This is a genomic window from Allolucifera butyrica (assembly GCF_900476375.1).
Lineage (GTDB): Bacteria > Bacillota > Negativicutes > Sporomusales > UPPP01 > Lucifera > Lucifera butyrica.
The window spans coordinates 208,361-230,073 of record NZ_UPPP01000061.1; the positions used below are offsets into that span (position 1 = coordinate 208,361).

Consider the following 21,713-nt stretch of genomic DNA (forward strand, 5'->3'; position numbering starts at 1 on the left):
TTAGTGAAGCAATTTGGTCACTTCCGCTACACTAAACCGCTCTTTGTACTCATCCTCCGGCTCGTCGCTATAGCCGATACAAAGGATGGCTACCGCTCTCAGCCTCGGCGGCGCTTCTACCAGTTCCTGCACCCGCCGTTCGTCAAAGGCACCGACCCAGCAAGCTCCCAGACCCAATCCTTCCGCCGCCAGCAACATATTCTGAGCAGCGGCGGCAGTATCCTGAATACAATACAATTGCGCGCCCCGTTCACCGTAACGTTCGTTGGAACGGGCCGGATCGGCCATAAGAACAATGGCGACCGGCGCCGCTTCAATTTGTTGCTGCTCGAAAGCCGCTTCCGCCAGACGGTGTTTTAATTCGCTATTGATTACAACATAAAAATACCAGGGTTGCAAATTGCCGGCGCTTGGCGCCCAGGAGGCGGCCTCCAAAATCCGGCCCAGCGTCGCGTCCGGTATCGGGTCCGGCTGAAAAGAGCGAACGCTGTGGCATTCCCGCATACAATCAAATACATCTTTCGTCATATATCATACCTCCTTTAAAATTTTCCGTTTTTCATCTCTACAATATGCATAACTTCAGCAATAAAATTGCCGATACCCGGTATGTGCAGCAAAATCAGGCGTCTTAAGAATTCGAGCATAATGGCGAAAATCAGGGTAGCGCCGATAGCGATACCCAACCCCCGTGAAATGCCGGCCACAAAATTAAGGAAAATAACCCTGGCCGGCCGTTCCATTAATTCCACATACTCCGCTATCCGCATGGTTTCCAGATGATGGACCAGTTTTTCCATCTGCACCGCCATAAAGGTTGTTTTATCTCCTTCATTTTCCATGAACCCGCCTCCGTTAATTAGTATCTCCGTACAGAAAAAAAAAACACGAAGTTGTCACCAACTCCGTGCCGTTTAATTGAGTTAAATTCCCATCTTTTGAACAACATCGCCGCACCGCTTACATAAAGTCTGATGGTGCGGGTCTTGGCCCACCGTTTCGCTGTAAGTCCAGCAGCGTTCGCACTTCGCGCCCCCGGCCGGAGAAACATGAACAGCCAAGGCCATATTTTCCGCCTGATAGGCGCCGGACGGTACGGCAGCATCCTGCCGCAGGAGATTTACCCGGGAAACAATAAGAATATTGGCCAAATCATTGACTACGGCCGACAACTGTTTATATTCGGCCTCACCGGCGTAAAGGTCGACCGCAGCATCCAGGGAATGACCGATCACTTTATCCCGCCGGGCCGTCTCCAGCGCTTTGGTGATTTCACCCCGCAGCAACAATAGCTGGCTCCATTTGGCTTCCAAAGCCGGATCCAAGTATTCCGGATGGGCAGCCGGCCAGGCAGCCAGTTGCACACTTTCCGGCATTGACCCGTTCTTAGGCATATACTGCCATACTTCCTCCGTAGTAAAAGTCAAAACCGGCGCCAGCATAATCACCAGCGTATTCAGCACTTCGTACATTACTGTTTGCGCCGCTCTGCGTTCCGGCGAATCAGGAACGGCGGTATAAACCCGGTCTTTCAGAATATCCAGATAAACGGCGCTCAAATCGATAACGCAATAATTGTGCACCGTATGATACAACAAGTGGAATTCATAGTCTTCGTAGGCTTTGGTAACGCGTTCCCGGACTTGTTCCAGCCGCAAAAGAGCCCACCGGTCAATTTCCGGCAGGGAATCATAGGCAACTTTATCCGTCCCGGGATTAAAATCGTGCAGGTTGCCTAAGATATAGCGGAAGGTATTGCGGACTTTCCGGTATACTTCGGACAACTGTTTCAGAATATCGTTAGAAATGCGGATATCTGCTTTATAATCCGCCGATGCCACCCATAACCGCAATACATCGGCGCCGTATTTCTTAATAACTTCCTGCGGATAGATTGTGTTTCCCACGGATTTGGACATTTTGCGCCCTTCCCCGTCTACGACGAAGCCGTGCGTCAAAACCGTCTTATACGGCGCTTTTCCCCTGGTAGCGACCGAAGTAAGCAGCGAAGACTGGAACCAGCCCCGGTGCTGGTCACTGCCTTCCAGATACATATCCGCCGGCCACGTCAGATTTTCCCGCTGCTCCAGGACGGCGGCATGGCTGGAACCGCTGTCGAACCAAACGTCCATAATATCACTTTCCTTACGGAACGAATCATGGCCGCAGTGCGGACAGGTAAAGCCGGCCGGTAAAATCTCCGCCGCACTTTTCGCCCACCAGGCATCGGAGCCCTCCTGTTGAAACAAATCCCTGACGGCGGCGATTGTCGTATCGTTAACAATATGTTCCTGACATTGGTTGCAATAAAAAATCGGAATGGGCACACCCCAGACTCTCTGGCGGGAAATACACCAGTCATGACGGTCGGCAACCATATTGCGGATCCGGTCTTCTCCCCAGGCCGGAACCCATTCAACCCCGGCAATGGCGCCCAGAGCCTCCTGCCTGAACCCGTCCACGGATGCAAACCATTGTTCCGTAGCCCGGTAAATAATCGGATTTTTACACCGCCAGCAATGCGCATACTGATGCTTAACGGAGCCCTTGCCCAGCAGCATTCCCCGCTCCGCCAATTCTTTGATAACGGGAACATTGGCATCCCCTACAAACAGGCCCTGGAAATTTCCGCCTTCTGCCGTAAAATGACCGGAATGGTCTACCGGATTAATCACGGGCAGTCCGTATTTCATACCAACCTCGAAGTCTTCCTGGCCATGGCCGGGAGCGGTATGAACACAGCCGGTGCCTTGTTCCAGAGTAACGTGCTCACCCAGAATAACGACCGACTCCCGTTCCAGGAACGGATGTGCAAATACCATGCCTTCCAGTTGGGCCCCTTTCATGGTTGCCAATACGGTATAGCTTTCAATCCCGTTCGCCTTTGCCACCTGCTGTGCCAATTCCGCCGCCAGTAAATAAATTTCCCCGTTACATTCCGCCCAGATATAATCTAATTCCGGATTCACGGCAATGGCTACATTGGCCGGCATCGTCCAGGGCGTCGTTGTCCAGATTACGGCATATACATTGCCGGCATCGACCCCAACGGGTAAATTTCCTTTATCGTTAACCAGCGGAAATTTAACATAAATTGAATGCGATTTTTTCTCGGCATATTCAATTTCCGCCTCTGCCAGCGCCGTTTCGCAGGAAGGACACCAATACACCGATTTAAGTCCTTTATAAATATAGCCTTTCTTGGCCATTTCCCCAAACACTTCAATTTGTTTGGCTTCATAGGGCGCATGGAGCGTCACGTAGGGATGGTCCCAGTCACCGCTCACCCCAAGCCGCTTAAAATCTTCCCGCTGGGCATCCAGACATTTCAACGCATACTTTTTGCATTCCCGCCGCAAATCCAGCGGATTCAGCTCATGACGGTTCAGTCCTAAAATTTTGATGGCCGCATGCTCAATCGGCAGGCCATGCGTATCCCAGCCGGGCACATAAGGGGTGTCGAAACCGCGCAAGAACTTATATTTAATGATAATATCCTTTAAAATTTTATTCAAAGCCGTACCAATATGAATATTGCCGTTCGCGTATGGCGGACCGTCATGCAAAACAAATTTTGGCCTTCCCTGGGCCGCGGCCTGCTTCTTTTCATAAGTCTTGTTTTCTTGCCAATACGCCAGCAATTCCGGTTCCCGTTCCGGCAAATTAGCCCGCATGGGAAAATCCGTCTGCGGCAAATTTAAGGTTTTACTGTAATCCAAAAATAACACCTCCAAAAAAATAAATCCCCCTATCCCAAAGGGACGAGAGAGATTCCCGTGGTACCACCCTACTGATTGCCGACAACCACTTTATAACGGAATAACGCCCGTCAAACGGCAAAACTTACTTTACTACCTTCAGTTTGCTGCTCCGGAGAGATCTTCACCACAATCGTCTGCCGGACTTACACCCCCTCCGGCTCGCTGGAAAACGCATTTCTGGCTACTGGCTCCATCATTGCTGAATTCTATAAAATTTTAAGATAAAATCATTATACAAAATCAACCATTGTTAGTCAAATCGGCAACCGCATTTAAAACGGCTTCTTTTGATAATCCCGTTATTTTAAGAATTTTGTTACGGCCTTTTTGACCGGACAAAATGCTAACCTGCCTGAGCGGTATGTGAAATGCTTTGGCTAAAAAGGCGATACAAGCCTCATTCGCTTCCCCATCTACCGGCGGTGACGTCAGAGCAAGCTTTAAAGCCCCGTCCGCAATCCCTGTTATCCGGCTCCGGCTTGCCCGCGGCTGCACCTTTACTTTAAAGGAAAGACCATCCGGCAGCTCTCTGATATCCCAAGCAATCCCCGCCAATTTTAATTCTCATCCTCTTCCGCATGCTGTAGCATTTCCATCTGGGCTTGCAGCAAGGTACGCAGCCGGGTACGATAAATCTGGGATTGCTTTTGCAATTCCTCGTATTCGCCCGTCAACCGGCGCACCTTGGCCATCGCTTCCTCCACCATTTTTTGCGCCCGAATCTCCGCTTCTTTCATAATCAGTTCCGTTTCTTTCTTGGCATTCAGCTTCACTTCTTCTGCTGTTTCCTGGGCAATAACCAGGGTGCTATGCAACGTATTTTCCATATGTTGATAATGGTCCAGCTTGCTGTTTAGCCTTTCTACCGTTTCTTTCAATTCGATATTATCGCGGTACAACTTTTCATAGTCTCTGATAATGGCATCTAAAAAATCGTCGACTTCTTCTTCATTGTAACCGCGGAAACCTTTTTTAAACTCTTTATTATGAATATCAAGCGGAGTGAGCATATATACACCTCCAAATAAATTATCCTACATAAAACGCTTCAGCAGAATACTAGTACGGCCTTTCTTAGTTTGTCCAATAATCTCGCATATTTCTACCCGGCCACGTCCGCGCATGGAAATAACATCCCCTGCTTTGACGGTCTGGGCGCTATTTTTTCCGGTCTGCCAATTGACTTTAATCTTTTCCGCCGAAATTTCACTGGCCATTTTGGTGCGTGATAAGCCAAACCCAGCGGCAGCCACGACATCCAGCCGCAACGACGCCACGGTTGTCCGGATTTCCTTCATTTTTTCCTCATGCGGGGCAATGGCCGCCAAATCAACCGTTTGGACTATAACCGGCGCATTCCCCACCTTAAGCAGGTTTTGAGCAATAAAGGGCACAAAGGATGTATCCAAAACAACCTGACAGCCGTTCCCGGTCATAATAATATCACCGAGAACATCCCGTTTGATGCCCAGTCCCATTAACGCACCCAGAACATCCCGGTGTGTAAGCTGATAAAACCGTGTATCCCAGACAATGGATAGGCCGGCCAGATCAAACTCCGGTTTACCTAGAAAATCCTGATGGGCAAAAGCAGCTTTTACTCTTTCCGCACCGGTATACCCTCCATCAAGGGTAACAACCAGTTGGCCATAATGCGCGCTGATTGTTTCCGCCACCCCGGCGCCAAAAGGGTCAATGAAATCACTGACTCTGTATCTGCGGCTCTTCAGCGCACTCTCTGCCGAATCCAGCAACCGCGCCGCCATTTCCCCGTCACCGCTGCTGCGGTAATAACGCAGAATTTTTTCTTTTTCACTCATGCTGGCGTTTTCCCATCTCCCGCGAACGGTTGGTTGCGGCTACTACCGCGTCGATCAACGCGGCGCGGACACCTTTTTGTTCCAGCATATGCACACCGGCAATGGCCGTTCCCCCCGGCGAGGTTACCATGTCCCGCAATTTCGCCGGGTGCTCGCCGGTATCCAAAACCATTTTTGCGGCCCCGTACAATGTCTGCGCCGCCAGCAGCAAAGCATTCTGACGGGAAAAACCAACCCGTACGCCTGCATCCGTTAAAGCATCAATCAAAACAAAGGCATAAGCAGGCCCACTGCCGGAAAGACCGGTTACCGCATCCATAACTGATTCTTCTACCGTCACCACTCTCCCCACGGAAGCAAAAATAGCGGCGGCTAACTCACCCGTTTGGGGATTGGCATATTTCCCCAGAGATATGGCCGACATACCGGCGCCGACAGCAACGGGAGTATTGGGCATAACCCGGACTATCGCAATGCCGGCCGGCAGTTTGTTTTGCAGCGTGGCAATAGTAACACCGGCGGCTATGGAAATTACAATGGTTGATTTCGAAACAGCCGGAGCGATCGTATCCAAAACATTGTTAATAACCTGCGGCTTAACCGTTAAAAAGAGGATATCCACTTTCCCCGCCGTTTGCTGCGCATCGGCGCAGGGACTAATATCATAGGTATTCGTCAAATAACTCAGGCGGTCCGCTACGACATCACTGACGGTGATCTGGTTGGGCTGCACCAGTCCTGCTTTCAGCATGCCCTTGATCAGGGCTTCCGCCATCGCGCCGCCACCAATAAAACCAATTTGTTTGTGCTCTAACATAATTCCTCCGGATTTTTACTTATTGCTGCTCCATGACATGAACACCTTATCCATATTGTCGTCTTGGGGACTATACGCGACATCTACATTATTAGGAGCGCACAGAAAGATTTGATTGCCAATCTTTTGAATGCTGCCGCTTACCGCGTAGGTGGTGCCGCTGATAAAGTCAATAATGCGTTTGGCAATATCTTTGTCCGTACTTTCCAAATTCACGACCACCGGTTTGCGGTTTTTCAAATGATCCGCTACGTGTTGGGCGTCATCAAAGGAAAATGGCTCCACGATCATCACTTTCATCTGTTTTGGGTTCGTCGGCAGGCTGACTACATTATTGGTATTTGTTTTCTTGACCTTGACTTCCGGCTCTTCAAACCGGGGGTGCTTTTCTTCCTCAACCCCGTCGACCGGTTCAAACAACCCCAGACTACCCCAGACTTTATCCATTAACTTCACGCTCTTCTACCCCCTTTATTATTGACGCGGTCCAAATATACCAGTCCCGACCCGGACTAAATTGGCTCCCTCTTCGATAGCCACTGCATAATCCTGCGTCATTCCCATTGATAGCCAATCCGGCTGCACATTGGGCAAATTCGCTGCCCTTAATTTAGAAAATAACTGATACATGGTTCGAAATATCGGCCGGGTCATTTCGGAATCAGGAAAAAACGGGGCAATGGTCATAAGACCCCGCAACCGCATATTCTTTAATAACGAAATTGATTTTGCCAGAGAAATCATCCCTTCCGGCGCAATACCATACTTGGTCTCTTCTCCCGCTACATTAACCTGGATAAGCACCTCTTGAATCTTGTCATACTTTGAGGCCACCCGGTCAATTTCCGCTGCCAGCTTTTCATTGTCCACAGAATGAATGAGGTCAATAAAAGGCACAACCTGCCGCACTTTATTGGTCTGTAAATGGCCAATTAAATGCCACTCTATCTTCTGCTCCAAGGCAGCATATTTCTCTTTTGCCTCCTGAACCCGGTTCTCACCGATGGAAGATATGCCGGCCTCTAAAGCGGCCTCAATTGCAGTCAACGGCTGGTTTTTCGTAACCGCAACCAGTTTGACATTATCACAGACACCTGTCGAGGAGCGCCTTCGTTCCCGGGCCGCCGCGATGGATGTTTGAATTTGCAAAATATTTTCCGCAATGGACATGGCAATCCCTCCATTATTGCATATTCGCCCATAAACATTATTTTCCTCTTGTATTGTATCCTTAACATAAAAAAAAAACCGCCTGCTGCCAGGCAGTTTTTTTATGTCTACGGTTTTACAGTTGCTTTGTAAACTTGTTTACCGTCTTTCATTTCCAAAATTACCGCACTCTTGACGGCATCATGGGTATCGTTAATGGTGATATCTCCGGTAACAGCCTTAAAATCCTTGGTCGCGGCCAGCGCATCTCTAATCTTGGCGGGATCGGTGCTGTTGGCCCGTTTAATAGCGTCAACAAGCACATACGCCGCATCATAACCAAGCACGGCCATTGCGTCCGGAGGCTGTCCGTATTCTTTCTTGAAAGCATCCACGAATGCTTTGGACCGGGGGCTGGTATCTTCCACCGAATAATGATTGGTAAAATACGTATTATTCAGGGCAGCTGCACCGCCAATTTCAGCCAATTTCGGCGAATCCCAGCCGTCACCGCCCACAAAGGGAACGGTAATTCCCATTTCCCGGGCCTGTTTTATAATTTTACCGACTTCTTCGTAATAACCGGGTAAATAAATCATGTCCGGATTCAACGCTTTTATTTTCGTTAAAATGGTTTTGAAATCCTGGTCTTTTTGTAAATAGGCCTCTTCATCTAAGATAGTGCCGCCGCCTTTGGTGAAGGCCGCTTTAAAGAATTGTGCCAGCCCTTTGCTGTAATCGCTGGAATTGTCAATCAGAACAACGGCCTTCTTCGCATTCAGCGTATTTAAGGCAAAATTTGCCCCCACCGTACCCTGGAACGGATCAATAAAGCAAACACGGAATGTATAATCTTTTACCTTTTTGGCATTTTCGTCATAAGTGACTTTCGGATTCGTGGTAGCGGCTGCTACAAAAGGAATTTTATTCGCTTCCGCCACCGTCGAGGCGGCAATTCCGTTGGAACTGGTCGTAAAGCCCGTAACCGCAATAACTTTATCCTCGGTTATGACCTTGGTCATTGCATTGGTCGATTCAGCGGGTTCCCCTTTGTTGTCGGCAATCACAAGTTTAATTTGTTTACCCAGCACGCCGCCATTGGCATTAATTTCCTTAAAAGCAAGTTTGGCGCCGTTAAGGGCCGCGGTGCCGAAAGAAGCCGTATTTCCCGTCAATTCATAAACCACACCGATTTTAATATCCTTGCTGGCCGAGGCGCCACCACACCCGGCCAATAAACCGGCCAACATAACAACGCCTAATAGGACACTCAAAATTTTTAACATTTTGGGGTTCATCGCACATCCTCCTTGAAATAAAAAATTAATACCAGTATGACGGAAAGTCACCCTTTTTTCCTTTTCACCTCTTCCGTTCCCGTTATTTTCTCACCAATTCCTTTCGTTTTTAAATATATAAAAAAATGCTTTTTGGAAAGTGTAACGTTTAGACTCTCCAAAAAGCATCATTGCTCAAAAAACTTTTGTTCTTTATGATTATACATTGTATTACGATTTTCAGGAATTGACAAGTATTTTTAAACTAAAAAAAGCATTTTTTATATCAAAATAAGCTAGCCACAAAAAGGGCAAGGAAAAAAATCCATTTTCCCTGCCATAATCGCCGGTTTAGCGTAAGGCCGCAATTTTTTCATTGTACGTTTGCACTTTTGCATATTCCTGTTCCCAGAAAGTCTGCTCCCGCATCGAATCGAGAAATTGCTTGGTATAGCCAAATTTAAGCCAGTCATTTTCTTTTTGCCGGTAAAGCTGTTCTTTCCTGGCCTGCTGCCGGAAGTCAAAAACAGAATCCTCCCCGGCGTCGAGAAAAATATTCCGGGTCCAACGCTGCAGCACCTGCTCCGTAGTCTCCAAATACCGGCCGTTCAAGTCGGCCAGTACAGAGTGATAACGGTCAAATCCGTCCGTGGCAACGGTAACTACATTGTCATCCGGACCCAGCCTTAAGAATTTGGCCAGTTTAATCGCACCAATTATGTTGCAAATGCCTGAAGGGCCAAATGAATTTTGCAGATTCAAGGCGATTTCCCGGTCTACCCCCATATGAACCAGCGCTTCCGCTCCGTCATGAAATATTTTCAAACCCTGAATGGTTTCCTCATCTTTTATCAGGATCACGAAGTCAGTCGTACCCACATTGTGAATCAGCGTGCACATCTTGTCGCCAATCCCCTCAATCCGGTGCTGTCCCCGCCCTCCATTGGCAAGGGTCGAACATTCATAGGGTTCCAGCGCGGCAATCCTGGCTTCCGGAAACACTTTCTTAATCTGGTCGCCGGCGGCGATCGTACCGGCCGACCCCGGCGCGGAAGTAAAACCGGCAATCCGGCCATTTCCTACGCCTTTTACGGCTTCAACCGCGCTATTGCCCGTTACATGACGATGAAAACGGTAATTGGGAAACAATTCAAATTGAGCCAGCGCTTTGTTTTTCGGGTCTTTCATCATGGCGTGGGTCCGTTCCAGGGTTAGAATCACATCGGATTCCGAACCAGGTGTCAATTCCAGTTCCCCGCCATATTTGCGGATGCGTTCATACCGCTCTTTACTCATATTGTCGGGCATAATCACGATGGCCCGGAAACCCAGCAATTTTGAAATATACGCCGTTCCAATGCCGAAATTGCCCGTAGACGGTCCCAGAATCGTGTGTTCGCCGGGAACGATTTCGTTATCGACCATCCCCTCAATCAACGTACTGTAGGCAGGCCCTACTTTATGCGAGCCCGAAGGGAAACCACAGCCCAGCATAACAACAATATTCGCATCGACTCCGGTTAAAGCCGAAGGCAGCACCATTTTCCGCACTTCGTCCCGGTTGTTTTTCCAGGTAATATTAAATAAATTAACCGGGTCCAATTCGTCTTCCTGCAGCGCCTTTAATGCCTTTTGCCGGACCTCGGCCTTTACTGTTTCCGGGTGAAGCATTTCATCATAGGTCGGACCAAACGGAATCTTGTTCATAATAGTATACCTCCTATTATCCCGGCCACCGCTTCCATGTCCGGAGCAACAGCCACGGGGGCGCCGGCCGCTTTAACGGCGCTTTGAATATCCTTTAACCCATTGCCGGTTACTATGGCCGCCACGCTCTCCTCCGGGCCGATGATCCCCATTTCTACGGCTTGCTTAATCCCGGCAATTCCCGCCACACCGGCCGGTTCGCCAAAAACAGCGGCGTTTCGCGCCAACGCAGTCATGGCCTCAAGAATCGCCTTATCCGTCACGGCCACAAACGCGCCGCCGGATTCTTTGACCGCCAGCATGCCCTTGTAAAAATTGCGCGGATGACCGACGGCAATAGAATCGGCCAATGTATCCGCCGCCACAGGAACCAAAGGACTGTCTTGCTGCCAGGCTGTTAAAAAGGGCTGGCAGCCCGCCGCCTGCACTCCCAGTATTTTCGGCAGCTTGGACAGGAACCCCAGCCGGTGCATTTCTTTCAGTCCTTTCCATATCCCGCCGATAGTACAGCCGTCACCTACGGAGACAACAACCCAATCGGGAAAATGTCCTGCGCCGATTTCATTGAACTGTTCAACCAGCTCTAAAGATACCGTCTTTTTGCCCTCAATCAAATAGGGATTCACCGCACAATTACGATTGTACCAGCCAAACCGCTCACTGGCCTGCATGCATAACTCCCAGGCCTGATCGTAGGTGCCCTGCACGGAAAAAACCTGGGCGCCATAGATTAAAAGCTGAGCTATTTTAGCTTCCGGCGCCCGCCGGGGCACAAAAATAGTCGCCGGCAAACCTGCCGCCGCCGCAAAGCCGGCCAGGGAAGACGCGGCATTTCCGGTTGACGCGCAGGTAATCCGGGAAGCCTTTTTTTCCAGCGCTTTTATAACCCCGACAGCACTGGCCCGGTCTTTAAACGACGCCGTCGGATTGCGACCCTCATCTTTAACCCAGCAGTGCGCCACCCCCAAATAAGCCGACAACCGCGGCGCATGATACAGCGGTGTCCAGCCCACTTGCAAATGCTGAATGTTGGCTTCGTCCGCAATGGGTAAAAGCGGCAGATAACGCCACATGGAACGTTCTTTTTTGCCGCGCATGCTTTGCGGGTTCAATTCCGACTGAACCGCATCATAATCATAAATGACATCCAGAATGCCATCGTGGTAGCCACACCGCGGACAATAGTAATCCACAGCTTCCGGAGCGTATTGTTCGCCGCAATGTACACATTTTAAACCAACAACAAAACGCATAGGCATCTCCCTTTATTTTAAATTTTCCTGCATTGCTTCTTGCCTGACACCTTCCCAGTTTACCGGCTGTACCTTTACCGATGTCCGTCTTTTTATTTAATTATACCCTTAATTAAATTGCCTTGCTATCTATTTTCTTGACCAGAAAGACCCAAAGGATCTTTAAGTGGAAAGAAAGTATTTTACTTTTCGGGAGTCTGAGAAAAATGCGTTTATGTTTAGAAATAATCCGAAAAGTTATACTTTCTGATCCGAGCCTGCTTAAAAAGCGCGTCAATCCCACTTTTCGCAGTCCTCTGTTATTATTTTCAGAGTGCGAAACGTGGGACCTATCGTTGTTACGGCTGCGCGTTCTCACTCAACGTACGCCTGAGTACGCCTCATTCGAATGCTCGCCGCGCCTAGTATCCACATCTTTTTAAGCAGGCTCGATCCATAAACAAGGAACCGTCTAAAAAGCACTCGTCTTTTTAAACGGTTCCCGGGAAAAATTAGTTTATAGTTTTTCTGACACAGCCTTGGCCTGCATGAAAAGCAGCAGGTAGTCGGCTCCGCCCGCTTTGGAGTCGGTTCCCGACATATTAAAACCGCCAAACGGATGAACACCAACCAAAGCACCGGTGCATTTACGGTTAAAGTAGAGATTGCCGACAAAAAACTCCCGCCGGGCTTTCTCCAGGTTTTCCCGGTTCAGAGAATAGACCGAACCGGTTAATCCATACTCGGTATCATTCGCAATGGCCAGGGCCTGATCAAAATCATCGGCTTTAATCACTGCGACCACCGGTCCGAAGATTTCCTCCTGCGCAACCCGTGCTCCCGGTGCTACTTCCGCAATTACCGTGGGCTGAATAAAATAGCCGCCTTCACCGGCTTTGCCGCCGCCGGCTGCGATTTTACCTTCCGCCCTGCCGATTTCCAGGTACTCCAAAATCTTGTTATAAGCCGTCTCATCAATAACCGGTCCCATAAATACAGATGGATCATTCGCCTTTCCAACCTGCACCGCCCGGGCTTTCGCCGCCAGTTTGGCCACAACCGCGTTGTAAACATCTTTTACCACAATGGCCCGTGAGCAGGCGGAGCACTTTTGTCCCTGAAAGCCAAAAGCGGAGGCAAAAATTCCACTGACCGCCTCATCAATATCCGCTTCCTTGTCGACGACGATTGCGTCCTTGCCGCCCATCTCGGCAATTACCCGTTTAATCCACTTTTGTCCCGGCGCCACTTCTGCCGCCAGCTTATTGATCCGCAGCCCCACTTCTTTCGAGCCGGTGAAATTAATAAAACGCACTTTGGGATGGCTGACCAGATAATCACCGATTACACCGCCGCTGCCGGGAAGATAATTCACCACGCCTTTCGGCAGTCCGGCCTCTTCCAGCAAGGCCATTAATTTAGCCGCAATAACCGGCGTAGTGCTGGCCGGTTTCATAATGACCGTATTGCCGGCAACAATGGCGGCTGCCATCATTCCGGTGAGTATGGCCAGCGGAAAATTCCACGGCGGAATCACTACTCCAACTCCCAGCGGAATATAGTGGCATTCATTTTGTTCTCCCGGCAAAGGGGTTACCGCCATGCCTTTTTGATACTGCAGCATCTGGCGGCCATAGTATTCCATGAAATCAATGGCTTCCGCCGTATCGGCGTCTGCTTCCGGCCAGGTCTTGCCGGCCTCTTCCACTAACCAGGCGGAAAACTCGAATTTTCTGCGCCGGAGAAGGGCGGTTGCTTTGAACAGATAACGGCTGCGTTCGGCCGGATCGACGTATTGCCAGGTTGAAAAGGCTTTTAATGCCGCCTGGACCGCCTTTTCCGCCAGATTCGTATCCGCTTTCGCCACGCTGCCGACAATTTCTTGCGTGTTGGAAGGATTTATCGATACAATTCTGGCTTCGGTGGTAATTTTTTCGCCGCCAATCACCAGGGGATACTGTTCGCCTTTCTGTTTGGCAACCAGATTCAGCGCATCCTCCATGGCTTTTTTATTTTCCGGCAAAGTGAAGTTGGTAAACGGTTCATTCGCATAGGGGATTACCATGTAAAATTCCTCCTTAATTTATATTCTTTCTTAAACAACGGAAGGTTCAATAAATAATTCGCCCCGTTCGAAGCGCCCGGCATCAAACATAGGAACCGGCAGAGACGTTGTTTGGCCCATTATCATTTCCGCCATGATTTTTCCCGTCATCGGCGAAATCATAAAGCCATGCCCGCTAAAGCCGGCTGCCGTATAAAATCCGGCCACTTCCCGGTTTGCTCCCAGGATCGGCTGCCTGTCCGGACACATATCATAAAGTCCGGCCCATTGGCGGATTACATTCAGTCTCGCCAGCAGCGGCAGAATTTTAGTTATCCGTTGGGCCATTTCCGGCAAAAATTGCCAGCTCGATTGAATATTATACGTTTCCGGTTCATCCGGGTGACCAAGCCCCATAATAAAACTGCCATGGGGACTCTGCTGGCAATATAGATTGTGGTGAAAGCACATAACCATCGCCTTTTGCACCGGTTCCACCGGTTCCGTTACTAAAATTTCATGCCGCTCCGGGTAAATCGGCAATTCCAGTCCCGCCATGCGCCCGACCAGCTTTGCCTGGCCGCCGGCGGCGTTCACTACAATTCCGGTTTCAATACTGCCCTGGCTGGTTTGGACGGAAAAAACGCCGTCACGGTATTGCCGGATTCCGGTCATTTCCGTATAGGTTTTAACCTCCACTCCCAGCTTGCGGGCCGCTTTGGCATATAATGCCGTCACTTTAAAAGGATTGCAATGCCCATCCTGGGAACAAAAGGTGGCTCCCAGCAGATTTTCCGTATTCAGGTGGGGTACAATTTGCCTGGCTTCCTCCGGCGTTACCCAACGTGCGGGAATTCCCAACGAATTTTGCAGTGCTAAGTTCTTTTTAAACTGGTCAGCCATTCGGGGCGTATAGGCCAGCAGCAAATAACCACCCTGCTCAAACTCAATGTCGCCTTCCACTGCCAGCAATTCCGGCAACTGCTTAAGCATGGCCACGCTTTCGCGGGCCAAAAGACAATTGGTTTTGGTTCCCCACTGCATTCGCATACCGGCGCCGCAGCGTCCCGTGGCGCCACTGGCTAAGTAACCCTTTTCCAAAAGAATAATTTTTCCGGCGCCAAGGCGGGCCAGATTATAGGCAATGGAGCAGCCGACCACGCCGCCGCCGATAATAACAACATCCGCTTTATTGATCACTTGGATCACCTCCGGCGGCCAAGGCTCCCAATTTAATCGGGGCTGTTGGCGGCCGAAACGTAGGCAAACCGATTTCGGCTACCGGTTTGCCGGTAATTCTGGCTATTTCCTGCGCAATTAGCGGTGTGCAGGTTCTGCCCTGGCAAGGCCCCATGCCGGAGCGGCAGAAACGTTTTATTTCTTCAATCGTATGATATCCCTGCCGGATCGCTTCCCGGATTTCCCGTAAGGTTACATCCTCACACCGGCATATGATTGTATCGTCCTTCATGCTTCCATTACCTCCCCGGGCCGTATATGACGAACCTCCATGACCGATTCTTTGGGCACCGCCAGCCAAATAACGGCAGTTTTGTTCCGGTTTTCCTGCACTTTAAGGACTCGGGCCGTTCCGGCAGCCTGTCCGGTGCGGTTTAACGCAGTTACTTTATCCCCGGCGCCGGGCAATGGGAGAAATTCATACGGGATTTTTAACAATGCTTCGTCGGGAGAATAGCTGTAATCCACAACAACGATAGACAATCCGGGGCAAACGGTCAAACAAATGCCGCAACCGTTACATAGGCTGTCATTTACTTTCGGACAGTCATTGATGTCGGTAAAAGGCTTTATGGCTCCCCGCGGACAAGCGTCGGCACAAGGATTGCACGGGATGTTCTGAAAACATTCAAATATGGCCACCGGCCCTTTGGCCAGCCTCTCCGGCGATGGGAGTACGCTGCGCACTTGCTCGCCGTTGGGCAAGCCCACCTGATTCGACACTTAAATCACCTCTTCCAATGTAACCTTCGCCAGCCCAGACCGGATCTTGGCGCTCACCGGCCCGGCCCTCAATCCGGTTAACTGTTCTATGGCTTGATGATATTCTTCCGCCAAACTATGCGTTTGATAGCCTAAAGCAAACGCCGCGGAAAGTCCCGCCACCTTGCCCTCCACCATTGCCGCCGAAGCTTCTTCAATGCCGGCTACATCTCCGGCCACATAAATATCCCGGTTGGTAGTCATCAGATTATGATTCCGCCACGGCACATGGCCGCCCAGTTCCGGCACATATTGCATCTTGCAGCCGGCCTGCCATAACAACTCGGCAAGAGGTGTCAAACCAACGGCCAGACACAAACCGTCTACCGCAATTTCTTTTTCCGTACCGGCAACGGGCTGCCATTTCGCATCCAGCTGCTGAAGGGTCACGCTTGCCAAGGCCGGATATCCATGGGCGCATTGCACGGTATGCGAAGTATAAATAGGTACCCCCGCCCGCTGCACTTTGGCGGCATGAACCCAATACCCGCCAATCTGCGGCGCCGCTTCCACAATTCCCGCTACCTCCACGCCGGCCTGCAATAATTGGTATGCAACGATCAGTCCGATATTGCCGGCTCCCACCATCAACATCCGTTTTCCCGGCGCTACGCCATACAGGTTCATTAAGGTTTGTACCGCGCCGGCACCGTAAATTCCCGGCAAGTCATTGTTGGGAAAGGACAGGCTTTTTTCCGCCGCTCCGGCGGCTATAATTACTTTTCGCGGTTTCACGGTAACAAACCGGCCCTCATGCTGCACCGTCAGAACGCCGTCGGCATAATATCCCAAGGCGGCGGCATTTTGCCAAATGGTAATGTTGGAATATCCTTTTGCTTTCCTGACTAAGCGGTGTGCTATGTCAATGCCGCGTTCGCCGGCATATTCGGCTTTGGAGCCAAAAAATTTATGCGTTTGCTTTATCAGCTGCCCGCCCAAATAACCGGACCGCTCCAGCAACAAGACTTTCGCTCCCAGGCCGGCGGCATAAGAAGCCGCCATTAAGCCGGCCGGCCCGGCACCGACTATGGCAATTTCCGTCTCCGTCATACCAGTTTTCCCTTCCCTTCCTGGGTTTGAATCTTCATGCCGGCGCGTAAAGGCTCGACACAGATCCGGACATTGGGCACGCCGTCAACTGTCATCAAACAGGATGAACAGTTGCCAATGGCGCAAAATAACCCGCGGGGACGCCCCAGGCGGTGGCTATGGCGCAGTACTTTAATTCCGGCATCATGGAGGGCGGCTATGATGGGTTCGCCCGGAACCCCCTCCAGCTCTTGGTCATTGAACAGAAACCGGACTTTTTCTTGTTTATCGAACTGTAATATTGGATGGTTTTGTATTCGCATTCCCAATGCACCTCCCATCCTAAAATATAAGCAATAATCGTGCCAATGAAAAAAAGCAGGGTATCTACCTGCTTAAAATGAATGCAACGATATTTCTTTACCCATATTACCGTCAGTTTTTTGACGCTACCGTCAAATTTCCGTCGCTGATTTGTAATTGTTGCATTTTATAATACAAAGTACTGCGGGGAATGCCCAGTTTTTTAGCTGCCAGCGATTTATTATACTGCACCTCTGTCAATATCCGCTCAATCAGCTCTTTTTCCATCATCGCCGTCATGGCCGTGAGACCGGTAGTTTGCAGTTGTTTGCCGTCCCTCTGCGGCAGACGGACGACGGTTAAAGCCGACGGCAAATAAACCGGTTTAAGAACGTCCCCCTCCGCCAATACGGTCAGCCGCTCTAATACATTATACAGTTCGCGCACATTTCCCGGCCAGTCATAATCCAGAAAAGCCGTCATAACCGCCGGTTCCACCCGCATAATTTTTTTTCCATGCATTGCTCCGAAATGGCCCAATCCCCGGTGCACCAATTCCGGAATATCCTCCCGCCGTTCCCGCAGCGGCGGCAATACAATGCTGACTACATTGAGCCGGTAATAAAGGTCGTCGCGAAATTCCCGCGCTGCAATCATTTCTTCCAGATTACGGTGGGTTGCGGCAATGATTCTCACATTGACCCGGATGGGTTTATCGCCGCCGATATGATAAAAACGGTTGTCCTGCAGCACCCGCAACAATTTTACCTGCATTTCCTTCGGCAACTCGCCAATTTCATCTAAGAACAAGGTTCCCCCGTCGGCTACTTCGAATAATCCCGCTTTCCCTTTCCGGTCCGCACCGGTAAACGCTCCCGGACGATAGCCGAACAATTCACTCTCGAACAAATTAGCCGGAATGGCGCCGCAATTAATTTCCACGAATTTCCCCGTACGCCGGCTGGCGGCATGAATAGCCCGGGCAAATACTTCCTTACCGGTGCCGCTCTCACCGCGCAGCAGGATCGGAACGTTGGCTGCGGCTACTTTTCTGGCTATGTCGACCGCGCTGATAATTAACGGATTGTGCCCGCAAACGGCGGCAAATGCATCCGGTTGAGCATTCATCTTATCAATCTCTTCTTTTAATGATTTCACTTCCTGATTGGTGCGGGAAAGTTCCTGATTGAGCTGCACCACATCGGTAATATCCCGTTCCGATGAAACGGCCCCGGCCGTAATCCCCGCAAAAGAAATCGGCATAGCATTAATTAATACATGGGTGCCGGCACGCGGCCGGTGATATTTTGCTTTGACCGTCCGGCCATCCTGAATAACCCGGGTTACCCACAAGTTGGAAAAAAATTTTTCAATCGGCGCGCCAACAATCTCGCCGGCCCGAATACCGTACAGCTGCTCCGCGCATTCATTCCAGGCTATGACTTGCTTCCGTCCGTCAATCAGGCATACCGCCTCACCCACCGTGTCCAAAACAGCCTGCATCCTGAGTTGCAGTTCCCGGAAACGCAACTGCAGCTGCCGGGCAAATATCTTGCCGGTATGTAACGCCACCGCTTTCCGTCCGTTATAAATCAGGATCTCTTTTTCCATTAACAAGTCAAAAACAGGCTCCACTTTCCGGTTCAAAAAACTTTCCTCGTAAATTTCCAAGGGATAGCGGGCCATTTCGCCGGCACATTCCCCCGCCCGTTCTTCGCCGGGCATAATATAGCCCCAATTGGCGGCATTCTTTACAATCAGTACCTTAGCGCCTGCTTTGACCAGCAACTCTTTTACATTCGGCCGGGGCATCCCGGCGGGAACCACTTCAACATCAAATACAACCACATCCTTGACGGTCAGTTCCTGCATAGTCTTCCCCTCCAAAAAAGGCGCTCTTCATCCTGTCGGATGAAAGCGCCTTTGCTAATGTCAAAAATCTGACACTTTTATTATAACGAACTACCTGCTTAAATTACAAGTAAAATTTCATCGTTATTCCATTTGCAACATGACGACTGCCCCGATCCGCCCGGTGCAGCCCTTTTCTCCCCGGTGGGAAAAGAACAATTCCGTATTGCAGTTGGTGCAGACTTCACTAATTACAATCTGCCCGCTCGGCACGCCAATTTCTTCCAATTGCAGCCTATTCGCCTGCCACAGGTCGAGCCGCCAGCGTTCGCCGCTCGGTTCAACCAGATCACGCCAGGCGATAAAGTTTTCTTTTAGTTTACTAAGGACAACCTCATCCACTTCGTAGCAGCAGGGGCCGATTGACGGCCCGATTCCTACCAGGCAATCGGCGGCGGTGGTGGCAAAATGCCGCTGCATGGCCAAGACCGTTTTCTGGGCGATTTTGGCAACCGTTCCTTTCCACCCCGCGTGGCTGATTCCCACCGCGCGGTGAATCGGATCGACAATCAAGACGGGAACACAATCGGCAAAAAAAAGCATTAACGGCACATTCGGTGAATTGGTAATCAGGGCATCGGCTCCCTTAATGGCCCCGGCATAGTCCCGGGCTCCCCGCCCTGTTTCCCGGTCGGTAACCAGGAACACCTTGTCGCCATGGACCTGCTCGGCATTCACAACCCGCTCCGCTTCGATTTCCAGGGCCTGGCAGAACCGTTGCCGGTTCTCCCGGACGCGTTCGGCATCATCCCCAACATGGAGTCCCAAATTTAAAGTTGCGTACGGCGGCAAGCTGGTTCCGCCCAAGCGGGTCGAAATGCCATGGACAATTCCTTTCCGGAGTAAATGGGGAAACATGCCGAACCACACCCCATTGTCGGCCTGCTGTAAAAAAAACTTTTGCATTTTCAACACTCTTTCTTAGAATTTTTTATTCATCGCTGCATACCCCGCAGCGTTTGCATCCGGCCTGGCAGGGCGCCGTCGCCTCTTCCCGCCCGGCCCGCGCCAGCTCCTGCTGCAAATAGTCAGGAGACAATCCCATATTCAGCAAACTCCAGGGCAATGTCTCATCGGTTTTCCGTTCCCGGTACAAGTAAAACGATTCCTCCAGCCCCTGCTCTTTCATGGCCGCCTTGAACCCTTTGCTGCCGCCTTTTTGCTGCGCCGACAGCAAAACAGCGGACAAACGCCGGTCGCCCCGGGCCAGAACACCCTGAATATATGCTTCCCTGGGTGATTCCACAAGAATTTCAATTCCTTTTAAGGAGCGGCATTGCTTTTGAATTGTCCGCAATCTGGCTTCCACGACATCCAGCGGAGCCATGGGCACCCATTGAAAGGGGGTAAACGGTTTAGGAATAAACGGGTTAATACTCAGCGTTAGCCTTCCTTTGCTGCCTAGCTGCTCCATATATTTTTTTACCCGGTCCGCCATAGCAATAATCGCTGCCACGTCTTCCTCCTCTTCGAACGGTAGTCCAACCATAATATAGAACCGGACATTGGGAATGCCGGCGTGAATTGCCAGAGAAACGGCATCATACAGTTGCCTGTCGGACAGGCCCTTGTTAATAATCCGGCGCATTCGCTCACTGCCTGCCTCGGGCGCCAGGGTGACTGTTTTTTGCCCGCTGGCGGCCAACGCCTTAACCAGCGGTTCGGTCAGAGAATCGGCCCGCAAGGAAGCAACGGACATTTTCATATCCTGCTCCAAAATGAAGCGGCATAATGTGTCAATGTCCGGATAATCGGATATGGCCGCTCCCATCAGCCCGACCTTTCCCTTGAAACGTTTGGCTTCCCGCACGGCGGTCATAACCTTGTCAAGCGAACGGACGCGGGGCCGGCGGAAGCAGTAGCCGGCCATACAAAACCGGCAGTGCCGGCCGCAGCCGCGCGCTAATTCGACTAAATACATATCCTTAAATTCCGTGTGTTCAGTACTAACCACAGTTTGTGCCGGATAGGCGTCAATCTTCTTCACCCACCGCCGGTTAATTTTCGCCGGTACTTCACTCTGCAAATGAAACTGACGGATTCTTCCCTCCGGGTCATATTCGGGCTGGTAAAACCGAGGCACATATACGCCGTCAATTTGGGCCAGATTGCGCAGAATTTGCTCCCGTGATAATGCCTGACTACGTCCTTGATAATACTGGTCCAACAGTTCTTGAATTACTTCTTCCCCTTCCCCGATAATGCACATATCGACAAAATCGGCAACCGGCTCCGGATTAAATGTTGCACAAGGGCCGCCGATAATAACCAATGGATCTTTATCCTCCCGCTCTGCGGCCAACAGGGGAACTTTTCCCTGCATAAGTATGTCAAGCATATGAAAGTAATCCATCTCAAAGGATATGGCAAATCCGATCAGGGGAAATTCATACAGCGGGCGCTGCGTCTCCAGACTTAGTAATGGCGTATTCGTGCGGATATATTCCTGCCTCATTCTGGCGTCCGGTAAGAAAAACCGTTCGCAGGCCGTATCTCCTCGCAAGTTCACTTGCTGATAAATTATATGAAATCCTAAATTGGACATCCCTACATGATAAGTATTGGGATAGACCAAAGCAAAGCCGTGCCTCGACCCGGGGGCATATACCATAGCCCCCTGCTCTTGGGCCAATATCTGCTGTTGCTGCTCTTTTAAAAACCA

Annotated in this window: 21 protein-coding genes and 1 other annotated feature; all 21 genes read right to left on the minus strand. The window is 50.4% G+C overall.

Annotation, left to right across the window (positions count from 1 at the left end; translation table 11 throughout):
- The 21 genes from LUCIF_RS06870 to LUCIF_RS06970 all read right to left on the minus strand — a co-directional run bounded on the left by LUCIF_RS06870 (position 1) and on the right by LUCIF_RS06970 (position 21,662).
- Entirely contained in the window at positions 1-528 is a 528-nt protein-coding gene (locus LUCIF_RS06870; RefSeq protein WP_122627126.1) for a nitroreductase family protein, read from the minus strand.
- 14 nt (positions 529-542) lie between these two features.
- A complete protein-coding gene (locus LUCIF_RS06875) occupies positions 543-842 on the minus strand; it encodes a DUF5665 domain-containing protein (RefSeq protein ID WP_122627127.1) in 300 nt (99 codons plus the stop codon).
- A gap of 81 nt (positions 843-923) precedes the next feature.
- Positions 924-3,719 carry an isoleucine--tRNA ligase gene (ileS, locus tag LUCIF_RS06880; RefSeq protein ID WP_122627199.1) on the minus strand — a complete coding sequence of 932 codons (2,796 nt, stop codon included), beginning with the start codon at positions 3,717-3,719 and terminating at the stop codon, positions 924-926.
- Between the two features lie 35 nt (positions 3,720-3,754).
- Positions 3,755-3,967 (minus strand) — a binding site (T-box leader).
- Between the two features lie 34 nt (positions 3,968-4,001).
- On the minus strand, positions 4,002-4,316 hold the full coding sequence (locus LUCIF_RS06885; RefSeq protein ID WP_207857134.1) for a DUF167 domain-containing protein: 315 nt from the start codon (positions 4,314-4,316) through the stop codon (positions 4,002-4,004).
- Positions 4,317-4,318: 2 nt separating this feature from the next.
- Positions 4,319-4,771 (minus strand): DivIVA domain-containing protein, encoded by a 453-nt coding sequence (locus LUCIF_RS06890; RefSeq protein ID WP_122627128.1) that lies wholly within the window; start codon positions 4,769-4,771, stop codon positions 4,319-4,321.
- Between the two features lie 24 nt (positions 4,772-4,795).
- Positions 4,796-5,581 carry a YlmH family RNA-binding protein gene (locus tag LUCIF_RS06895; protein ID WP_122627129.1) on the minus strand — a complete coding sequence of 262 codons (786 nt, stop codon included), beginning with the start codon at positions 5,579-5,581 and terminating at the stop codon, positions 4,796-4,798.
- Positions 5,574-6,398 carry a pyrroline-5-carboxylate reductase gene (proC, locus tag LUCIF_RS06900; protein ID WP_122627130.1) on the minus strand — a complete coding sequence of 275 codons (825 nt, stop codon included), beginning with the start codon at positions 6,396-6,398 and terminating at the stop codon, positions 5,574-5,576. The genes LUCIF_RS06895 and proC overlap by 8 nt, the downstream gene beginning before the upstream one ends.
- Positions 6,399-6,413: 15 nt before the next feature.
- A complete protein-coding gene (locus tag LUCIF_RS06905; RefSeq protein WP_243638698.1) occupies positions 6,414-6,845 on the minus strand; it encodes a cell division protein SepF in 432 nt (143 codons plus the stop codon).
- 27 nt (positions 6,846-6,872) lie between these two features.
- Positions 6,873-7,568, minus strand: a complete 696-nt coding sequence (locus tag LUCIF_RS06910) for a YggS family pyridoxal phosphate-dependent enzyme (protein ID WP_122627132.1) — start codon at positions 7,566-7,568, stop codon at positions 6,873-6,875.
- A gap of 107 nt (positions 7,569-7,675) precedes the next feature.
- Positions 7,676-8,845, minus strand: coding sequence for an ABC transporter substrate-binding protein (locus LUCIF_RS06915; protein ID WP_122627133.1), 1,170 nt, complete (start codon positions 8,843-8,845; stop codon positions 7,676-7,678).
- Between the two features lie 330 nt (positions 8,846-9,175).
- The gene (locus tag LUCIF_RS06920) at positions 9,176-10,531 is read right to left on the minus strand and encodes a PLP-dependent cysteine synthase family protein (protein ID WP_122627134.1); all 1,356 of its coding nucleotides are present in this window, start codon (positions 10,529-10,531) and stop codon (positions 9,176-9,178) included.
- Positions 10,528-11,784, minus strand: coding sequence for a threonine synthase (gene thrC, locus LUCIF_RS06925; RefSeq protein ID WP_122627135.1), 1,257 nt, complete (start codon positions 11,782-11,784; stop codon positions 10,528-10,530). Before thrC ends, LUCIF_RS06920 begins: the two co-directional genes overlap by 4 nt.
- Before the next feature lie 496 nt (positions 11,785-12,280).
- Positions 12,281-13,828 (minus strand): L-glutamate gamma-semialdehyde dehydrogenase, encoded by a 1,548-nt coding sequence (gene pruA, locus LUCIF_RS06930; RefSeq protein ID WP_122627136.1) that lies wholly within the window; start codon positions 13,826-13,828, stop codon positions 12,281-12,283.
- A gap of 30 nt (positions 13,829-13,858) precedes the next feature.
- A complete protein-coding gene (locus LUCIF_RS06935; protein WP_207857136.1) occupies positions 13,859-15,007 on the minus strand; it encodes an NAD(P)/FAD-dependent oxidoreductase in 1,149 nt (382 codons plus the stop codon).
- The gene (locus LUCIF_RS06940) at positions 14,997-15,278 is read right to left on the minus strand and encodes a (2Fe-2S)-binding protein (RefSeq protein ID WP_122627137.1); all 282 of its coding nucleotides are present in this window, start codon (positions 15,276-15,278) and stop codon (positions 14,997-14,999) included. Before LUCIF_RS06940 ends, LUCIF_RS06935 begins: the two co-directional genes overlap by 11 nt.
- Positions 15,275-15,769, minus strand: coding sequence for a 4Fe-4S binding protein (locus LUCIF_RS06945; RefSeq protein ID WP_122627138.1), 495 nt, complete (start codon positions 15,767-15,769; stop codon positions 15,275-15,277). The genes LUCIF_RS06940 and LUCIF_RS06945 overlap by 4 nt, the downstream gene beginning before the upstream one ends.
- Positions 15,770-16,858, minus strand: coding sequence for an NAD(P)/FAD-dependent oxidoreductase (locus LUCIF_RS06950; protein ID WP_122627139.1), 1,089 nt, complete (start codon positions 16,856-16,858; stop codon positions 15,770-15,772). It abuts the gene before it with no gap.
- Positions 16,855-17,160, minus strand: coding sequence for a (2Fe-2S)-binding protein (locus LUCIF_RS06955; RefSeq protein WP_122627140.1), 306 nt, complete (start codon positions 17,158-17,160; stop codon positions 16,855-16,857). Before LUCIF_RS06955 ends, LUCIF_RS06950 begins: the two co-directional genes overlap by 4 nt.
- A gap of 112 nt (positions 17,161-17,272) precedes the next feature.
- Positions 17,273-19,012 carry a sigma-54 interaction domain-containing protein gene (locus LUCIF_RS06960; RefSeq protein WP_207857143.1) on the minus strand — a complete coding sequence of 580 codons (1,740 nt, stop codon included), beginning with the start codon at positions 19,010-19,012 and terminating at the stop codon, positions 17,273-17,275.
- 123 nt (positions 19,013-19,135) lie between these two features.
- On the minus strand, positions 19,136-19,957 hold the full coding sequence (gene pgeF / locus LUCIF_RS06965) for a peptidoglycan editing factor PgeF (RefSeq protein ID WP_122627141.1): 822 nt from the start codon (positions 19,955-19,957) through the stop codon (positions 19,136-19,138).
- A gap of 25 nt (positions 19,958-19,982) precedes the next feature.
- On the minus strand, positions 19,983-21,662 hold the full coding sequence (locus LUCIF_RS06970) for a TIGR03960 family B12-binding radical SAM protein (RefSeq protein ID WP_370744945.1): 1,680 nt from the start codon (positions 21,660-21,662) through the stop codon (positions 19,983-19,985).
- Positions 21,663-21,713: the final 51 nt, after the last annotated feature.

Excerpts from the sequence above, each read along its gene's own strand:
- LUCIF_RS06870 (WP_122627126.1), bottom strand. The coding sequence starts at position 528 with ATGACGAAAGATGTATTTGATTGTATGCGGGAATGCCACAGCGTTCGC.
- LUCIF_RS06875 (WP_122627127.1), bottom strand. The coding sequence starts at position 842 with ATGGAAAATGAAGGAGATAAAACAACCTTTATGGCGGTGCAGATGGAA.
- LUCIF_RS06890 (WP_122627128.1), bottom strand. The coding sequence starts at position 4,771 with ATGCTCACTCCGCTTGATATTCATAATAAAGAGTTTAAAAAAGGTTTC.
- LUCIF_RS06895 (WP_122627129.1), bottom strand. The coding sequence starts at position 5,581 with ATGAGTGAAAAAGAAAAAATTCTGCGTTATTACCGCAGCAGCGGTGAC.
- proC (WP_122627130.1), bottom strand. The coding sequence starts at position 6,398 with ATGTTAGAGCACAAACAAATTGGTTTTATTGGTGGCGGCGCGATGGCG.
- LUCIF_RS06905 (WP_243638698.1), bottom strand. The coding sequence starts at position 6,845 with ATGGATAAAGTCTGGGGTAGTCTGGGGTTGTTTGAACCGGTCGACGGG.
- LUCIF_RS06910 (WP_122627132.1), bottom strand. The coding sequence starts at position 7,568 with ATGTCCATTGCGGAAAATATTTTGCAAATTCAAACATCCATCGCGGCG.
- LUCIF_RS06915 (WP_122627133.1), bottom strand. The coding sequence starts at position 8,845 with ATGAACCCCAAAATGTTAAAAATTTTGAGTGTCCTATTAGGCGTTGTT.
- LUCIF_RS06920 (WP_122627134.1), bottom strand. The coding sequence starts at position 10,531 with ATGAACAAGATTCCGTTTGGTCCGACCTATGATGAAATGCTTCACCCG.
- thrC (WP_122627135.1), bottom strand. The coding sequence starts at position 11,784 with ATGCGTTTTGTTGTTGGTTTAAAATGTGTACATTGCGGCGAACAATAC.
- pruA (WP_122627136.1), bottom strand. The coding sequence starts at position 13,828 with ATGGTAATCCCCTATGCGAATGAACCGTTTACCAACTTCACTTTGCCG.
- LUCIF_RS06940 (WP_122627137.1), bottom strand. The coding sequence starts at position 15,278 with ATGAAGGACGATACAATCATATGCCGGTGTGAGGATGTAACCTTACGG.
- LUCIF_RS06950 (WP_122627139.1), bottom strand. The coding sequence starts at position 16,858 with ATGACGGAGACGGAAATTGCCATAGTCGGTGCCGGGCCGGCCGGCTTA.
- LUCIF_RS06955 (WP_122627140.1), bottom strand. The coding sequence starts at position 17,160 with ATGCGAATACAAAACCATCCAATATTACAGTTCGATAAACAAGAAAAA.
- LUCIF_RS06960 (WP_207857143.1), bottom strand. The coding sequence starts at position 19,012 with ATGCAGGAACTGACCGTCAAGGATGTGGTTGTATTTGATGTTGAAGTG.
- pgeF (WP_122627141.1), bottom strand. The coding sequence starts at position 19,957 with ATGCAAAAGTTTTTTTTACAGCAGGCCGACAATGGGGTGTGGTTCGGC.
- LUCIF_RS06970 (WP_370744945.1), bottom strand. The coding sequence starts at position 21,662 with ATGGTATATGCCCCCGGGTCGAGGCACGGCTTTGCTTTGGTCTATCCC.